This is a genomic window from Rhizobium sp. RCC_161_2 (assembly GCF_041355235.1).
Lineage (GTDB): Bacteria > Pseudomonadota > Alphaproteobacteria > Rhizobiales > Rhizobiaceae > Rhizobium.
Genome location: NZ_JBFUPL010000005.1, coordinates 405,459 through 423,029, shown reverse-complemented (window position 1 = coordinate 423,029; position 17,571 = coordinate 405,459). Strand labels below are relative to the sequence as shown.

The 17,571-nt window shown below is 61.0% G+C and carries 14 protein-coding genes; 9 read left to right on the top strand and 5 right to left on the bottom strand.

The annotated features are described in order from the left end of the window. Nucleotides 1-231 precede the first annotated feature (231 nt). From AB6803_RS16550 to AB6803_RS16515, 8 genes are all read left to right on the top strand, one after another. Nucleotides 232-819 carry a TetR/AcrR family transcriptional regulator gene (locus AB6803_RS16550; protein WP_371109961.1) on the top strand — a complete coding sequence of 196 codons (588 nt, stop codon included), beginning with the start codon at nucleotides 232-234 and terminating at the stop codon, nucleotides 817-819. A 110-nt stretch (nucleotides 820-929) separates the two neighbouring features. After that, entirely contained in the window at nucleotides 930-2,768 is a 1,839-nt protein-coding gene (locus AB6803_RS16545; protein ID WP_371109892.1) for an extracellular solute-binding protein, read from the top strand. Between the two features lie 175 nt (nucleotides 2,769-2,943). Continuing rightward, on the top strand, nucleotides 2,944-4,035 hold the full coding sequence (locus AB6803_RS16540; RefSeq protein ID WP_371109891.1) for a microcin C ABC transporter permease YejB: 1,092 nt from the start codon (nucleotides 2,944-2,946) through the stop codon (nucleotides 4,033-4,035). After that, a complete protein-coding gene (locus AB6803_RS16535) occupies nucleotides 4,035-5,186 on the top strand; it encodes an ABC transporter permease (RefSeq protein WP_371109890.1) in 1,152 nt (383 codons plus the stop codon). The genes AB6803_RS16540 and AB6803_RS16535 overlap by 1 nt, the downstream gene beginning before the upstream one ends. After that, nucleotides 5,183-6,820, top strand: a complete 1,638-nt coding sequence (locus AB6803_RS16530; RefSeq protein WP_371109889.1) for an ABC transporter ATP-binding protein — start codon at nucleotides 5,183-5,185, stop codon at nucleotides 6,818-6,820. The genes AB6803_RS16535 and AB6803_RS16530 overlap by 4 nt, the downstream gene beginning before the upstream one ends. 10 nt (nucleotides 6,821-6,830) lie before the next feature. After that, nucleotides 6,831-7,790: a 2-hydroxyacid dehydrogenase gene (locus AB6803_RS16525; RefSeq protein WP_371109888.1), complete on the top strand. Its 960-nt coding sequence runs from the start codon at nucleotides 6,831-6,833 to the stop codon at nucleotides 7,788-7,790. 191 nt (nucleotides 7,791-7,981) lie between these two features. Then, nucleotides 7,982-9,286: a nicotinate phosphoribosyltransferase gene (gene pncB, locus AB6803_RS16520; RefSeq protein ID WP_371109887.1), complete on the top strand. Its 1,305-nt coding sequence runs from the start codon at nucleotides 7,982-7,984 to the stop codon at nucleotides 9,284-9,286. 85 nt (nucleotides 9,287-9,371) lie between these two features. Next, entirely contained in the window at nucleotides 9,372-10,286 is a 915-nt protein-coding gene (locus AB6803_RS16515; RefSeq protein WP_371109886.1) for a tetratricopeptide repeat protein, read from the top strand. 77 nt (nucleotides 10,287-10,363) lie between these two features. Here the strand turns inward: AB6803_RS16515 and AB6803_RS16510 are convergent, their stop codons facing one another. After that, complete coding sequence (locus AB6803_RS16510) at nucleotides 10,364-11,338, bottom strand: hypothetical protein (RefSeq protein WP_371109885.1); 975 nt, start codon at nucleotides 11,336-11,338, stop codon at nucleotides 10,364-10,366. A gap of 157 nt (nucleotides 11,339-11,495) precedes the next feature. Here AB6803_RS16510 and AB6803_RS16505 point away from each other — a divergent pair, with 157 nt between their 5' ends. After that, on the top strand, nucleotides 11,496-13,667 hold the full coding sequence (locus tag AB6803_RS16505) for a mechanosensitive ion channel family protein (RefSeq protein ID WP_371109884.1): 2,172 nt from the start codon (nucleotides 11,496-11,498) through the stop codon (nucleotides 13,665-13,667). 10 nt (nucleotides 13,668-13,677) lie between these two features. Here the strand turns inward: AB6803_RS16505 and AB6803_RS16500 are convergent, their stop codons facing one another. The 4 genes from AB6803_RS16500 to AB6803_RS16485 all read right to left on the bottom strand — a co-directional run bounded on the left by AB6803_RS16500 (nucleotide 13,678) and on the right by AB6803_RS16485 (nucleotide 17,501). After that, on the bottom strand, nucleotides 13,678-14,406 hold the full coding sequence (locus tag AB6803_RS16500; RefSeq protein ID WP_371109883.1) for an SDR family NAD(P)-dependent oxidoreductase: 729 nt from the start codon (nucleotides 14,404-14,406) through the stop codon (nucleotides 13,678-13,680). Next, a complete protein-coding gene (locus AB6803_RS16495; RefSeq protein ID WP_371109882.1) occupies nucleotides 14,403-15,524 on the bottom strand; it encodes an alkene reductase in 1,122 nt (373 codons plus the stop codon). Before AB6803_RS16495 ends, AB6803_RS16500 begins: the two co-directional genes overlap by 4 nt. A 187-nt stretch (nucleotides 15,525-15,711) precedes the next feature. Then, nucleotides 15,712-16,533 carry an alpha/beta fold hydrolase gene (locus AB6803_RS16490; RefSeq protein ID WP_371109960.1) on the bottom strand — a complete coding sequence of 274 codons (822 nt, stop codon included), beginning with the start codon at nucleotides 16,531-16,533 and terminating at the stop codon, nucleotides 15,712-15,714. A gap of 95 nt (nucleotides 16,534-16,628) precedes the next feature. Continuing rightward, a complete protein-coding gene (locus AB6803_RS16485; protein WP_371109881.1) occupies nucleotides 16,629-17,501 on the bottom strand; it encodes an NAD(P)H-binding protein in 873 nt (290 codons plus the stop codon). Between the last annotated feature and the right edge of the window lie 70 nt (nucleotides 17,502-17,571).

Genomic DNA, 17,571 nt, shown 5'->3' with positions numbered 1-17,571 from the left:
TGGCGGGCTGGTTGACAGTGCCGGCATAGTCTGCGGAAAGTCCGACAGTCACAATGACCATGGTCTCGATCATCTGTCGCACGAGCTGGGGAGTGCGCGGAGGGTTGGGAACGGAGCCTGGTCTCGGGTCGGTTGAGATGAGCGTGATGGTAGCTTGGGGATTGTAAAGGAGAGTAATGGGTGGGGACAAATAGCGGACAACCCGCGGAGAAATCGACCGGCGAGCCGCAAATGCGGGCACCCAAACGCCGGCGCGGTCATGATCGTGTGGCGGTACTTCTGGAGGCGGCCGCGGCGGTCTTCGTTGAGAAGGGTTATGACGCCGCGACGATGACGGAGATCGCCGCAACGGCGCATTCGTCGATCGGTTCGCTCTATCAATTCTTTCCGACCAAGCCGCTGCTTGCCGAAGCGCTGCATATCGATCGGCTGGAGCGGCTGAAGGCGGTGTTTCAGGACATCGCGGAAAAAAGCCGCGGCCTTTCGGCGGCCGATAGCGGCGAGGCGATCTTCGACCGGCTTGCCGCCTTCATCGAGACGTTTCCCGAATATCCGGTGCTTGCCGCGCGCCGGGATATTCCGAGGGATCGCAAGCTGCGCTCGCGGGCGGAGGTGAAGGAACTGATTTCCTCTATCCTGCGGCGCGCCGAGCCACCGGTCACCGACGACGTCGCCCTGATTTCGGCGATCATTCTCGAATTGATCCGCATCGCCGTCGTCGCCGCCAATGAGCCGGAGGCGGTCGAGGATCGGCGCCTTATCCGCGAATTGCGCCTGATGCTGCGCAAGCGCCTAGAGGAAGCCACCGCAAAAGCCTGATTTCATCGGGCACGTATCGGCGGCCTCGCGAAGAGGTAAGCAATTCCGTCCTGTTTTTTGCCCTCATTTGCCTTATGCTTGATTCCATTCAAATCATCAGGGGATCATGAATGGCATTGTCGCGGTTGAAAGCAGGCTTGGTTGTTTCTCTTTTCTGCCTGCTGGCCTTGCCGGCACCATCCAACGCCGACGAGCCACAATTCCGCATCGGCACGGCCATTCTCGGCGATCTGAAATACCAACCCGGCTTCAAGCATTTCGACTACGTCAATCCGGATGCACCGAAGGGCGGGGAGCTGAAGCTGTCGAGCAGCGGCACGTTCGATACGTTCAATCCGCTCTTGTTCAAGGGCAATCCAGCCGACGGAACGGAACTGGTCTACGATACACTGCTGAAGAAGGCGGATGACGAGGCCAATTCTTCCTACGGCCTGCTCGCCGAGGGTGTTTCCTATCCCGATGACGTTTCGAGCACCACCTTCCGGCTGCGCGCTGAGGCGAAGTGGGCCGACGGCACGCCGGTTACGCCCGAGGACGTCATCTTCAGCTTCGAGAAAGTCAAGGAACTCAATCCACAGGCGGCCAGCTACTACGGGCATGTCGTGAGCGCCGAAAAGACCGGTGATCGCGACGTTACCTTCCACTTCGATGAAAAGGGCAACCGTGAGATGCCCTCGATCCTGGGCCAGCTTACCATCGTGCCGAAACATTGGTGGGAAGCAAAAGGCCCCGACGGCAAGCCGCGCGACATCACACGCACGACGCTCGAGCCGATCATGGGGTCCGGTCCCTACAGGATTGCATCCGTCCAGCCGGGCGCTTCGATCCGCTACGAACTGCGTGACGATTATTGGGGCAAAAACATACCGGTCAACGTCGGCGAGCACAATTTCGGCGCCATAAACTATGTCTATTTTTCCGATTATGACGTCGCGTTCGAAGCGTTTCGAAGCGGCGTCATTGATTACTGGCAGGACAATTCGACAAGCCATTGGGTGACCGGCTACGATTTCCCGGCCGCCAAGGACGGCCGCATCAAGCGCGACGAGCTGCCCAACACGCTGCGTTCTGTCGGCATCATGCAGGCTCTGGTTCCCAACATGCGCCGCGCGCAGTTCAAGGACGAGCGCGTCCGCGAGGCGCTGAACTATGTTTACGATTTCGAGGAACTGAACCGAACCCTTTCCTTCGGGAAGTTGACGCGCGTCGACAGCTTCTTTTTCGGCACGAAATTCGCCTCCTCGGGCCTTCCGCAAGGGGAGGAACTCAATGTTCTGAATAGCGTCAAGGACAAGGTGCCTGCGGATGTCTTTACCGCGCCCTATGCCAATCCCGTCGGTGGCGATCCGCAGAAGGCGCGCGACAATCTTCGCAAGGCCATTGGTTTGTTCAAGGAGGCTGGCTGGATTCTCAAGGGCAACAAGATGGTGAACGCGCAGAGCGGCCAGCCATTTTCGCTGGAACTCCTGCTGAACAATCCTTCGCTGGAAAGATCGGTGTTGCCTTATGTACAGAACCTGAAGCGTATCGGCATTGATGCCAGCGTCAGGACGGTCGATCCCTCGCAATACGTCAACCGCATTCGCAGCTTCGATTATGATATGATCTGGGTTGTCTGGGCGGAGACGCTGAACCCCGGCAACGAGCAGGCCGATTTCTGGGGCTCCGCCTCTGCCGGACGCCAAGGGTCCCGCAATTACGCTGGTATAGCCGACCCGGGCATCGACGCGCTCATCCAGAAGGTGATTTTCGCAAAGGACGTGCCGGAAAAGGAAGCGACAGTCAGGGCGCTCGACCGTGTGCTGCTTGCTCACCACTATGTCCTGCCGACCTTCTACGGAACGACGACCAGAATCGCCTATTGGGACAAATTCGATCATCCGTCGGCGCTGCCCTATTATTCCATTGGCTTCCCCGATCTCTGGTGGTCGAAAAGCGCGGCAAAATGAGCGGCTCTTGCAATGGCGGGCAGGCTGGGCTCCAAATGCCCCATGCCGATTCGGCGGTTTAGACCTGAAATGAATGACGACGCCGGGCTTTACGCGGCGGAAGGGAAAATGAATTGATCGACGGATGGATTAGGGCCAGGGCAGGCATGTTCCTCGCTGGGGGAGTGACGGGCTGATGGGTGCCTATATCCTCAGGCGTCTGCTGCTGATGATCCCGACCATTGTCGGCATCATGGCGATCTCCTTCACCATCGTGCAGTTCGCGCCCGGCGGTCCCGTCGAGCAGATGATCGCGCAACTGACCGGCCAGGCCGACAATGCCAGTGGCCGTCTCTCCGGCGGCGGAGATATGCTGGCCCAGCAAGCGACCGACGATAGCGGCTCGAAATATCGCGGCGCGCAGGGGCTCGATCCGGAGCTGATCGCCAAGCTCAACAAGCAGTTCGGCTTCGACAAGCCGCCGCTCGAGCGTTTCGGGCAGATGATGTGGAATTATATCCGCTTCGATTTCGGCGAGAGCTTCTTCCGCAATACCTCGGTGATCGATCTGATTGGGCAAAAGCTGCCGGTGTCGATCTCGCTCGGTATCTGGATCCTGATCTTTTCCTATGCCATCTCGATCCCGCTCGGCATCCGCAAGGCGATCCAGGATGGATCGACCTTCGATGTCTGGACCTCCGGCGTCATCATCGTCGGCTATGCGGTCCCAAGCTTCCTCTTCGGCATCATGTTGATCGTTCTTTTCGCCGGCGGCTCTTTCTTCGACTGGTTTCCGCTGCGCGGCCTCGTCTCGGACAATTTCGCCGATCTCAACTGGTGGCAGAAGATCCTCGATTATCTCTGGCATCTTGTTCTGCCGCTGATCTCGCTGTCGCTTGCCGCCTTCGCCACCACGACGCTGCTCACCAAGAATTCCTTCATCGAGGAAATCAAGAAGCAATATGTCATCACCGCCCGCGCCAAGGGGTTGAGCGAGCACCGCGTGCTCTACGGCCATGTCTTCCGCAACGCCATGCTGATCGTCATCGCCGGCTTTCCCGGCGCCTTCATCTCCGCCTTCTTCACCGGTTCGCTGCTGATCGAGAATATCTTCTCGCTCGATGGCCTCGGCCGCCTCAGCTATCTCTCCGTCGTCCAGCGTGACTATCCGATCGTCTTCGCGACGCTCTTCATCTTCTCGCTGCTCGGCCTGTTCGTCAGCCTGATCTCGGACCTGATCTACACCTGGATCGACCCGCGCATCGATTTCGAGCGGAGGGACGTCTGATGGACGCAGCGAGCAGTGTACCAGCGGCAACGGTCAAGCCGCCACGCAAGGGTCTCTTCTCCCCGACCAACATTCGCCGCTGGCAGAATTTCAAGGCGAACCGCCGTGGCTACTGGTCCCTCTGGCTGTTCCTGATCCTGTTCTTCTTCAGCCTCGGGGCGGAATTCATCGCCAATGACCGGCCGATCCTCGTCTCCTACAAGGGCGAGATCCTGGTGCCGGTTCTGATCGATTACCCCGAGGAGAAGTTCGGCGGCTTCCTGGCGCAGACGGATTATCGCTCCGGGGATATCGAGGACGAGATCAACGCCCATGGCTGGATGATCTGGCCGCCGATCCACTATTCCTACCAGACCGCCAATTCCAACCTTCCGCAGGGCATATCGGCCCCGACCGCGCCCTTCTGGTTGATGAGCAAGGAGCAGCGCTGCTCCGGCTACGCCCAGGGCGTCAATGACCCGAACTGCACCTGGAGCAATCTCAACTGGCTCGGCACGGACGACCAGGCGCGCGATGTCTTTGCGCGCATGATCTACGGCTTCCGCATTTCGGTGCTGTTCGGTCTGGCGCTGACCATCTGCTCGGCCGTCGTCGGCGTCGCCGCCGGCGCCGTCCAGGGCTATTTCGGCGGCTGGACGGACCTTCTCTTGCAGCGTTTCATCGAGATCTGGTCGTCGATGCCGGTGCTCTATATCCTGCTGATCATCGCCTCGGTGCTGCCGCCCGGTTTCTTCATCCTGCTCGGCATATTGCTGCTGTTTTCCTGGGTGGGTCTCGTCGGCGTCGTGCGCGCCGAATTCCTGCGGGCGCGCAATTTCGAATATGTGCGCGCCGCCCGCGCGCTCGGCGTCAACAATATCACCATCATGTATCGCCACCTGCTGCCGAACGCCATGGTCGCGACCCTGACCTTCGTGCCCTTCATCCTTTCCGGCTCGATCACCACCCTGACCTCGCTGGATTTCCTGGGGTTTGGCATGCCTCCCGGCTCACCGTCGCTGGGTGAGATGATCGCCCAGGGCAAGTCCAACCTGCAGGCCCCGTGGCTCGGCCTCTCCGCCTTCTTCACCATGTCGATCATGCTGTCGCTGTTGATTTTCGTCGGCGAAGCCGTGCGTGATGCGTTCGATCCGAGGAAGACGTTCCGATGAGCGACAATTCGACCCCATTGCTGTCCGTCCGCAATTTGTCCGTCGCCTTTCATCAAGGCGGGCGTACCTCGACCGCCGTCGACGGCATCTCGTTTGATATCCACAAGGGCGAAGTGCTGGCGCTGGTCGGCGAATCCGGCTCCGGCAAGTCGGTAACGGCCAATTCGATCCTGAAGCTCTTGCCCTATCCGTCCGCCAGCCACCCCTCGGGCGAAATCCTGTTCAAGGGCAAGGACCTCTTGAAGGCATCGGACAATGAGTTGCGCGCGGTGCGCGGCAACGACATCACCATGATCTTCCAAGAGCCGATGACCTCGCTCAATCCGCTCCATTCGATCGAAAAGCAGATCACGGAAATCCTGGCGCTGCATCAGGGCGTCGTCGGCCAGCCGGCCCGTCGCCGCACGCTGGAGCTTCTGAACCAGGTCGGTATCCGCGAGCCGGAAAAGCGCCTGAAGGCCTATCCGCATGAGCTGTCAGGCGGCCAGCGTCAGCGCGTGATGATCGCCATGGCGCTCGCCAACCGGCCGGAGCTGCTGATCGCCGACGAGCCGACCACGGCGCTCGACGTGACGGTGCAGGCACAGATCCTCGAACTTCTGCGCGATCTCAAGGGCGTACACGGCATGTCGATGCTGTTCATCACCCATGATCTCGGCATCGTCCGCAAATTCGCCGACCGCGTCTGCGTCATGACCAAGGGCCATATCGTCGAAGCAGGTACGGTCGAAGAGGTCTTCACCAACCCGCAGCACGACTATACCCGCCACCTGCTGGCCGCCGAGCCGCGCGGCGAGCCGCCGCTCAGCGACACCAGCAAGCCCGTGGTCATGGAAGGCTCCGACATCAAGGTCTGGTTCCCGATCAAGGCCGGGCTGATGCGCAAGGTGGTCGACCATGTGAAGGCGGTCGACGGCATCGATCTGAAACTTCGGGCCGGCCAGACGCTCGGCGTCGTCGGCGAGAGCGGTTCCGGCAAGACGACGCTCGGCCTAGCGCTTGCCCGGCTGATCTCATCGAAGGGCCGCATTGCCTTCGTCGGCAAGGATATCGCCGGCTATTCCTTCAAGGAGATGCGTCCGCTGCGCAGCCAGCTGCAGGTCGTCTTCCAGGACCCTTACGGCTCGCTCAGTCCGCGCATGTCGGTCGGCGACATCATCGCCGAGGGGCTGAAGGTTCATGAAGCATCCCTGTCGGCTGAAGAGCGTGATCGGCGCGTCTGCTGGGCGCTGGAAGAGGTGGGTCTCGATCCCCTGACCCGCTGGCGTTTCCCGCATGAATTCTCCGGCGGCCAGCGCCAGCGCATCGCCATTGCCCGCGCCATGGTGCTGAAGCCGCGCTTCGTCATGCTGGACGAACCGACATCGGCGCTCGACATGAGCGTGCAGGCCCAGGTGGTCGACCTGCTGCGCGACCTGCAGCAGCGCCATGACCTCGCCTACCTCTTCATCAGCCACGACCTGAAAGTGGTGAAGGCGCTCGCTAACGACCTGATCGTCATGCGCTTCGGCAAGGTGGTTGAGCAGGGGCCGTCGGCGGACGTTTTCCGTGCGCCGCAAGAGGATTACACCAAGGCGCTCCTCGCCGCCGCTTTCAACATCGAGGCGGTGCCGACCGCCGCCATCCAGCAATAGAGAAAAAGCCATGCCGGCCAAAAGTCCCATTCTTGTCGATCTCAAGTTCAATCCGGAGAGCGTCGCCAAGGCCCTCAAAAGCTTCTTTGCCGATCGCGGCAGCATCAATCTTGCCGATCCCGCCACCAAGGGCGTCGATCTGAGCCATGTCGACTATGCGCTTCTGTGGAAGCCGGATGCGGATCTCTATCAGCGCGCGCCCAATCTCAAGATCATCTTCTCCGGCGGCGCCGGGGTCGATTCCCTGATCACCGCCGCCACCCCGACCGATATTCCCATCGTCCGATTCGTTGATCGCAGCCTGACGGTACGCATGTCGGAATGGGTCGTGCTGCAATGCCTGATGCATCTGCGCGATGTTGCCGGTCACTTCCGGCACCAGCGCAAGCGGGTCTGGGGTCGTCCGGCGGGGCTTGAGGCACGCGATGTCACCGTCGGTGTCATGGGTCTCGGCGTTCTCGGTCTCGATGCCGCTGCCAAACTCAAGGTCATGGGCTTCGATGTCATCGGCTGGTCGCGTCAGAAAAAGCAGATCGAGGGCATGGAAACCTTCGACGCCGGCGAACTCGATGCCTTTCTCGCAAGAACGGATATTCTCGTCGGCCTGCTGCCGCTGACACCGGAGACGACGGGGCTCTACAATGCCTCGCTGTTTTCGAAGCTTCGTCGCGATGGTGCCCTGGGCAAGCCGGTATTCATCAATGCCGGGCGCGGCAAGAGCCAGGTCCAGGCCGATATCGTCTCGGCGATCGAGGCCGGCATCCTCGGCGGCGCGTCGCTCGATGTCTTCGAGGTCGAGCCACTGCCGGCTGACGACCCGCTCTGGGGCCTGGAGAACGTCGTCATTACCCCGCACGATGCGGCGGTCTCGGAAGAATACTCGCTGATGCGGCATGTCGAGGAGCAGATCGCCCGTTTCGAAGGCGGCGAGCCGCTGCAATATCTGGTGGATCGCAGCCTCGGCTATTGATCGAGATTGCCGCAGCCGAAAATTTGGGCATGCGTTGCCGGCAAAGGCAGTCGCGTGTCCAAATGATTATCAATTTTGCTTCAGTGACTGGACTTTCCCTCAACTTTTTTTGATAAGACTAGAACTGTATCCGCCTGCCGGCCTGTTTGGCCGTGGCGAGAGGTGGGCGCAGGGAGACGGGCAGGAACGACATGACGAAGACCGATATTGCCGCCCGGGTCTATAACCATACCTGGAAGCTCGATCCGATCGTCCGCAGTCTGATCGATACGGATTTCTATAAGCTCTTGATGCTGCAGATGATCTGGAAGCTCTATCCGGATGTCGACGCCACTTTCTCGCTGATCAACCGCACCAAGAGCGTTCGGCTCGCCGAGGTGATCGACGAGAAGGAATTGCGTGAACAGCTTGATCACGCCCGCACGCTCCGGCTTTCGAAGAAGGAAATGATCTGGCTGGCGGGTAACAGTTTTTACGGCCGCGCCCAGATCTTCGAGCCGGAATTCCTCACTTGGCTGTCGAATTTCCAACTTCCGGAATACGAGCTGTCCAAGCGCGATGGCCAGTATGTTCTCGACTTCCACGGCTCGTGGAAGGAAACGACCATGTGGGAAATTCCCGCACTCGCCATCATCAACGAGCTTCGCTCGCGCACGGCGCTGAAGGCGCTCGGTCCTTTCACGCTCGATGTCCTTTATGCGCGCGCCAAGGCGAAGATGTGGGGAAAGGTCGAACGTCTCCGAGAATTGCCGGGCCTGCGCATTTCCGATTTCGGCACGCGCCGCCGTCATAGCTTCCTGTGGCAGCGCTGGTGCGTCGAGGCACTGAAGGAAGGTGTGCCCCACGCTTTCACCGGCACGAGCAACGTCCTTCTCGCCATGGATTCCGATCTCGAAGCTGTGGGCACCAATGCACACGAGTTGCCGATGGTGGCAGCGGCCCTCGCCAAGACCGACGAGGAACTCGGCAAGGCGCCCTACAAAGTGCTGCGCGACTGGAACCGCCTTTATGGCGGCAACCTGCTGGTGGTCCTGCCCGATGCCTTCGGCACGGCCTCCTTCCTGCGCAACGCGCCGGAATGGGTGGCCGACTGGACCGGCTTCCGTCCGGACAGCGCGCCGCCGATCGAAGGCGGCGAGAAGATCATCGACTGGTGGAAGAAGATGGGCCGCGATCCGCGCCAGAAGCTTCTGATCTTCTCCGATGGCCTCGACGTCGATGCGATCATCGCCACCTATAAGCATTTCGAGGGCCGGGTACGCATGGGCTTCGGCTGGGGCACCAACCTCACCAACGATTTTGCCGGCTGCGCGCCCACCGAGATACATGGCCTCAACCCGATCTCGATCGTCTGCAAGGTCATCGAAGCCAACGGCCGCCCGGCCGTCAAGCTCTCCGATAATCCGCAGAAGGCGACCGGCGAACCGGCCGAGGTCGAACGCTACCTGAAATTCTTCGGCGCCGAGGATCGGGTCGATCATGAGGTGCTGGTGTAAAATACCTTATTTTGGATCGGACACCTGACAGCTTTGCCGATTGTTGCAAAGATAAAGCGCGACTGCTTCGATTGAAGGATCAGCTATGGCACTAAATCACTGTGGCTACGGATTGCTGTTGTGCCTTGTCCTCTCGCTGCCCGCCCACGCACAGTCGGACGAAGGAGCCGCCGCATTCGCAAAGCATGACTATAGGGCAGCTCTGCTGAATTGGCGGCCACGAGCAGAGCAGGGTGACGCAACTGCTCAGTATGGCCTTGGGCGTCTGTATTTCTTTGGATTAGGAGTGCAGCCGGACTTTGAGCGGGCCGTTTTCTGGTTTCGCAAGGCGGCTGATCAAAACAACCCCTATGCAGAACGCCGCCTCGGTCTCGCTTATTCACTTGGTCATGATGAGGTCGCCCCGGACGCCGAACAGGCTGATATCTGGTATCAGAAGGCGATAAGTGGCTTCAGTAAGGCGGCCGATGGCGGCGATGTCATGGCTCAATATTTGCTTGGCAGTATGTATTCTGAAGGCAAGGGTACAGAGCCGGATGTCGTGAAGGGGAACTTCTGGTTTCAAAAAGCGATGGCGAATTTTCGCGAGGCGGCAGAGCAGGGGAAACCCTCGGCCCAATACTGGTTCGGCGAGATGTATTTTAGCGGCCAAGGTGTGAGCCGAGAGGTGGATCAGGCAATCGTCTGGTTCTCGAAGGCCGCAGAGCAAGGCGATCTAGATGCGCAACTCCAGCTTGGCGAAATCTACACCTATGCGCAATATGACCACAGGGATAGCGACCTGGCCATTAAGTGGCTTACGAAGGCTGCAGAGCAAGGTGACCCAGGGGCACAGAGACGTCTTGGTGTTGCTTATGCGGAGCGTGCACATCCCAATGATGCGATGATGGCGGCTTACTGGTTTCGCAAGGAAGCAGATACAAACGCTTCATATGCGGTTACAGACGGTTCTTCCGAAGCAGTTAAGCCAACAAACGTCCCGTCTTCTTCCCAAAATTGAATTTTGTAAGAAAGCGTCCGTCCAAATTGCCATTTGTTTGAACACGTTGGCACTTATCTGCCGAGCAAAGATACCGCCTACTGCATCGTCCGTCCCACCCGCTTGAACAACGACCATTTGCCGTTCTCCCAGCGATATTGATCCGGCGAAATAACATAGGGCACGTCGCTGAGATCGGCGCTGATCAGCTCGAGGAGCTGTAGCCCCTGGGTATCGTTCTCGTGGGTAAAGAAGACCTTGTCGCGGGAGAGGAAGGCGGCGATCGGTGCTGCGCCGCCGGATTGGTCCTGCACCTGCGCCCAGAATTTCGGCAGGAAGGCGACGCTGGATTCGAACTGGCCGTCGATCTCGACATATTGGAACTGGCTGCGCTTAGCGATCTGCACGCCGGTCTTCGACAGGAACTTGTAGAGATTGTCCTGTGCCGTTTCCGCCAGTTCCCCGGCGTCCATGCCCCAATGGTCCAGCGTGCTGGTCATCACGTAGCTGACCGTCGTTTCGCCGTTGACCACGAACAGCCTGACCAGATCCTCGGCTTCGTCGAGATAGACGAATTGCGGCGGCTCGCGTTCGTTCCGAACTGCCTGCATCATCTGACGCCGCGCCACGTCGACGAAGCTGCGCGACTTCAGCACCGGCAGAACCTTGCCGAGATCGCCCGCGCCATCGGCCGCTTCCGTCATGTTGAGATAATGGAGCAAGGCCTGGGCGCGCGCCTGGCCCTGCTTCTCGCGTAGCGCCAGCAGCGCATTGTTCAGGAATTTCGTCATCGTGTTGCCGTTGCGGTTATGCATCGTCAGACTGCCGGCGCCTGGATCATAGTCCACTTTGAGCACGTCACCGAAAAATGGCAGGCGCTCTTGCAGGTAGGCGGCAAAGCGCGCCTCGGTTTGCAACGCCTCGTCGGGTATATTGAGATCGAGGCTTTTGATCGCCGGCTTGCTATCGGGCTGCGGTTGGAGCGGGGTAGGCTGCTCGACGCGTGCCTCCGTCCGTCCGGCCCCACCGAAGAGCTTTTTCAGGAAATTGAACACGCTGATATCCCCAAGCACCGGACGGTATCCTCGCAAAGCCTAACGTGCCGCCGGCCTGCGCGCAATGCCGATGCCGGTTGCTTGCAGCACAAGTGTAAGTGCCTGCTTGTGCGCGCAAAAAAGGCGTATAGTCTGCAAATGGGTCGGTCAGGCCGGGTGCGGAAGGGCAGCGCATATGGGTATTGTCGGGGGTCGCGGCCGGTCGGTCGGGGTATTGTTTTCATGTCTGTTTGGGCTCGCCATGCCCATGATGGCCTTCGCGCAAAGTGCCGCCACGACGCCGGCGCCCGCGGCGCCACCACCGGAGAAGGTCCGCGAACTCATCCAGTTGATGAACGAGCCCGACGTCAAGCAATGGCTTGCGGCGCAAGTGAACACGACGCCCTCGACGACCGCCGCTCCCGCAAGCGATCCCGGCATGGGCGGTGGCCAGATGTCGGAACTGTCGGATACGCTCGGCCATACCCGCCGGCATCTGGAAACGGTATCCGGCGCGGTGATGACGCTTCCCTCCGAGGTGATGGCGGCATCTGAGAAGCTTGAGGCCGAGGGCGAGGCAGCCGGCCGGCTGCGTATCGGCATCCAGGCGCTGGTGCTGTTTTTCCTTGGCCTTGTTGCCGAATGGGTGGTCGGGCGCTTGATCAACGCCAAGCATACGCAGCGGACAAAAGAGGCGGCCGGTGTCGAAACCGAGCTGCAGGCCGCTCGCTTCCAGTTCATGGGCGGCGTGGTGCCAGCCATCGTTCACGGCCTGGCGACACTGATCCCGCTTCTCGTCTTCGACTGGCCGCCGATCATCCAAAGTTTCGCGATCGCCTGCGTCATCGCCTTTGTTTCCATGCGGTTGGCCATTTCGATCGGCAAATTGCTGATGGAGCTGATCGCGATGCGCCGGGCAAGCGATGTTATGGACGAGGACGGCGGCGTCGCGCGCATTGCGGAGCGGCGGCGGGTGGCGACCTATTGGTATCGGCGCAGCGCCCTGTTTGTCATCTATTTCTCCTGCGGTTGGGCGGTGATGCAGGCGATCGTGCCGCTCGGCTTTTCCAATGGCGCCCGCTATCTCGTCGGCTACACACTCGGCATCGGCCTGTTCCTGATCGCCGTGGAGGCCGTCTGGTCGCGGCCGTCGCAGCCTGGCAAGCCTGGCAGAACGGCGATCTCCTGGCTTCTGACGGTCTATTTCGCGGCACTATGGTGCCTTTGGGTGACCGGCTTCAACGGTCTGCTCTGGGTTGGCATCTATACCATTCTGCTGCCGCGGGCGCTCTCGGTGTCGTCGCGGGCGGTGGAGGCATTGCACGATGCGGCCGGTGGTATTTTCGGCGCCGGCAGTCTTGCGGCCGTGTTTCTCGACCGCGGTGTTCGCGCCCTGATCATCGCGTTTGCCGCCTTCTGGCTCGGCCGGATGCTGGGCGTCGAGGCGGATATGATGATGCGGACGCCTGAATCCGGCATCGATCGTGTTGCCCGTGGTATTCTCGGCGGCATCGTCGTCCTGCTCGCCGCAGACCTGATCTGGCATCTGGCGAAGACCTATATCGACGGCAAGCTGATGCAGGCGCTGCCGCTCGTCAGCGATTCCGAGGAGCTGAGGGCCAGCCGCGCGCGGCTGCAGACGCTGCTGCCGATCTTCCGCAATATCCTCGCGGTCGTCATCGTCATCATCGCCATCATGATGGTGCTGTCGGGGCTGGGCATTCAGATCGGACCTCTGATCGCCGGCGCCGGTGTCGTCGGCGTTGCCGTCGGCTTCGGTGCGCAGACCATCGTCAAGGATGTCATCAGCGGCATGTTCTATCTCTGGGACGATGCCTTTCGCGTCGGCGAATATATCGAAAGCGGCAACCACAAGGGCGTGGTGGAATCCTTCAGCCTGCGTTCGGTCAAGCTGCGCCACCAGCGCGGTCCGCTGGCGACTGTGCCCTTCGGCTCGCTCGGGGCGGTCAACAACATGAACCGCGACTGGGCGATCGATAAGATCATCGTCAAGGTCACCTACGATACCGATCTGGTGAAGATGAAGCGGATCATCAAGGATATCGGCCAGCGCCTGCTGGATGATGAGGAGCTTGCCCCCAACATCATCCAGACACTGAAGATGAAGGGTGTCGAGCAGTTCGGCGATTTCGCGATCGAGATCCGGCTGGCGTTCACCGCCAAGCCCAACGAACTCTCCGCCATCCGCCGCAGCGCCTTGGCGATGATCAAGCAGGCCTTCGACGAAAACGGCATCCAGTTCGCCTTCCCGACGGTGCAGGTGGCGGGCGACAGGGACGCCTCTGCCGCCGCAGCCCGGCAGTTGATGGAGATGCGGGCGACGAACATCGAACAGCAGGCTGGCTAGGATCCGTAGGTCAGAAATTTTCCTTATACGGGCGCAGGTCGATTTCCTGGGTCCAGGCGGAAGGGTGCTGGCGATGGATATGCCAGTAGGTCTCGGCGATGGCGTCGATGTTGAGCAGGCTGTCGGTTTGTACCTCCGGGCGCCTCAACCGCAATCTGTCGCCGTCGATGCCGCCATCGATGATGGTGTGGGCGACATGCAGGCCGAGCGGTCCGAATTCGCGCGCCATGCTCTGGCTGATCATTCGCAAGCCGGCCTTGGCGGCGGCGAATTGCGCGTAACCGGCCTTGCCGCGCAGGCTGGCCGAAGCGCCGGTGAAGATCACCGTGCCACGTCCAAGGGGAGCGAGATGCCGGGCGGCCTCGCGTCCGACAAGGAAGCCGCCGAAGCAGCAGATGCGCCAGAATTCCTCGAACTCGGCGGCGGTGACGTCGCGAAAACCGATCGGCCGGTTGATGCCGGCGTTGAAGACGATGAAGTCGGGCGGGTCGATCTCATTTCGCGGCGCAAACGCATGGTCGAACAGCCGCGTCACGGCGGCTTCGTCGGTCGCATCGGTCTCGATCGCCTCGGCGCTGCCGCCGGAAGCATTGATGCCGTCGGCGACCTTGACGATCTTGTCCATGGTCCGGCCGGCGATGACGACGTGATAGCCCTTGTCGGCCAGCAGCCGACATAGCGCCGCGCCAAGCCCTTGTTCGGCTCCCACACCCACGATGACGGCGCTTGGCGTGCTCATTCCGCTGCCTCCCTGGTCTCGAGTGTCGGGTAGTCCGTATAGCCCTCGGTGCCGCCGCCATAGAAGGTCGGACGATGATAGGGATTGAGGGGTGCGCCTCGGCGAATACGCTCCGGCAGATCCGGGTTGGCGATAAACAGGCGGCCGAAGGCTATGGCGTCGGCATGACCCGCGGCAAGGGCCGCCTCAGCGGTTTCCGGCTTGAAATTGCCGGCGGCGATCAGCGTTCCCGACCAGGCCGGGCGGAAGAGTTCGGCGGCCGAGGGCACGTTCTTGTGGTCGACTTCGGCCTGGCCGGCGCCGCTGGCACGCGGCTCGATCAGGTGCAGATAGGCGAGGTGCAGCCGGTCGAGCTCACGGATGACATGGCCGTAGAGCCTGAGCGGATCGTCCTCGCCGCTGTCATTGGCAATGCCGAAGGGCGAGAGGCGGACGCCGACGCGATTGGAACCCCAGACCTTGGAAACCGCTTCGACCACGTCGAGCAGCAGTCGCGCGCGGTTCTCGATCGAGCCGCCATATTGGTCGGTGCGCTGGTTCGAGCGCGCCTGCAGGAACTGTTCGATCAGATAGCCGTTGGCGCCGTGGATTTCGACGCCGTCAAAACCGGCCTGCTTCGCATTGGCCGCCGCCTGGGCGTAGACGTCGATCAACAGCGGCATCAGGTCGATATCGATCGCCTGCGGCGTCTCGAAGGGCACGCGGTCAAACGAGGCCGTGAAGGCCTGACCGGATGCGGCAATCGCGGACGGCGCGATCGGCACTGCGCCGCCGGGCTGATGCGACGAATGGGAGATGCGGCCGACATGCCAGAGTTGCAGGAATATCCGGCCGCCCTTGGCATGAACCGCGTCGGTCACTGCCTTCCAGCCGATGATCTGCTCCAGCGTATGGATGCCTGGTGTTGCCGGCATGCCCTGTCCGCTCGGAGAAATCTGCGAGCCCTCGGAAATGATCAGCCCGCCCTCGGAGGCGCGCTGCGCGTAGTACTCGACGTTCATCGGAGAGGGGACGTTGCCCGGTTGGCTCGCCCGCATGCGCGTCAACGGCGCCATGACGACGCGATGCGCCAGTTCGTAAGGACCGACGGACAACGGCGAAAATAAAGTAGCTGTCATGCAAATCACCTGCCTGGAGCGAATTTTGCTCGCCGGGGCGGAAGGGCCGGTCACCGGCGAATCGGTCTCGGGAGTGTGTGAATAAGATGATGATCATCATTTATTCCAACAATCGGACGTGCGCAACCAAATCTCGTTCACTCCCGATGCGCAAGTCATATTTCCGCAACCGCCAAGCGTGGAGACTTCAGGCCTGACGGGTGCTCGCCGTAATCTTGGTGAGGAAAGCCAGCATCGCGCCATTGAACTGCGCCGGGCGCTGCAATGGCGCGAAATGGCTGACACCGGGCAGCAGGATCAGCTCCGCGCCGGGAATGCTGCGGGCGAGATGGTCGGCATGCTCGCGCTTGATGAATTCGTCATGCTCGCTGTGCACGATCGCGACGGGCACGTCGATCTCGGCAAGATCGGCGGCGGAATAATTTGGCTGCGTCCGCTGCATCAGGCCGACCGCCTCGACGAAGTCGTCGAACTGATCCGGCGTCGCAGACAGGGCGGCGTAATCCTTGACGTGCCGGGAAAAACAGCGGTCGACGATCGGCGTGAGCACGAATTCCTTCGTACCGCTCGGGTCCATGTTGCAGGCAAAAAACAAGACGCCGGCGATGCGCGCCGGATGGGTCCTGGCGAGGATCAGGCCGGTGCATGCCCCGTCGCTCCACCCGACGACAGCGGCTTTGTCGATGTTGAGCCTGTCCATCACCGCCAGCACGTCGGACGCCATCAGTTCGTAGGTGTAAGGCCGCTCATCGCGCGTGCTGCGGCCATGGCCTCGACTGTCGATGATCACCGCCTGATAGCCGGCCTCCATCAGCGCCGGTACCTGATGGCCCCAGTTGCCGCTGTTTCCGAGACCGCCATGCAGCAGGATGACCGGCTGACCCTCCCCATAGGCCGCATACCAGATGCTGGCCCCGTCGTGCCCAACATAGCCCTGGATATCCGTGGTCGGCAGTGTGGCGGCACCATCGGCTGCGAATATCTCCAGATTATCGTCCTGGAATTCCATACTCATCTCTCCTCCCGCGATGAGATCCTCTCGGCAGTAGCATAACCGAAATCCAGGCCGGGTCATCTATCGAGCCAAGCCGGCCGAACAGCTCACTATGGCGTTACAAACCGCCGCAGCGCATCCGCCAATTCGCTTGTCCCACGGCGGATCTCGCCGGCATCACGCTCGGCATCTATTCGGCCGGCATTATGCGCCTCGTAGAGTTCGGTCACCAGCCGGGTATAGCTCTCGGAAAGGCAGCCGCGGGTCAGGATCGCTTCCCATTGCGACCGTGGCAGTTCCCGGGCGACGACGGGACGGGCAACCAGGGAGGTGATGACGGCCGCAACATCGTTTGGCGTATATCGCCGCGGCCCCTCGGCATGGACAATCCGCAGCCGCGCTCCATCGTCTTCCAGAAGCAGATCGGCGGCAATCGTGCCGACGTCGAAGGCGGAGACGGTCGGGAACAATTTCGTCAGCGGATGATGAAAACTAGGCAGCTGGCCGGTCTCGACCGCTACTCGCGTCACCCGCGACCAATTCTCCATATGCTCCGCCGACCGCAGGAAAATAGTGCGGGAGCGCAGCTTTCGCAGGCGAGCCTCCAAGGCGTTGAAGAGCAACGTGATGCCGGTGCCCGACTTCACTTCGGCACCATAATCGGAGATGGCGAGCACCAATTCCGGATTTGCCTTGTCCAGAGCCTCGCCCATCGTCTCGATCAGCCGCAGCATCTCCGCACGCGCATCAGCTGCCCTGATATCGATAGGGCAGATGACCTGGACGGCGCGCGCGCCGTCGATTGCCTCGGTCAAAGCACCGACATCGGCGATGTCAGCGATGGCGACCTCGCAGCCCAGATCGGCAAACTCCTGAGATCTCGAGCGATCGCGCAGGATCGCACGGACCGGCGCGCCTCTCTCTCGCAAGGCGGCAATTGTCGTGCGGCCGATTTTCCCGGTAGCGCCCAGAATAGCGAACATGATGGTTCCTCCTGTGTGTCATCCCAAGAGGCTTATCCGTCCATGCGGCTCCCTTCGCGCATGTTCGGAT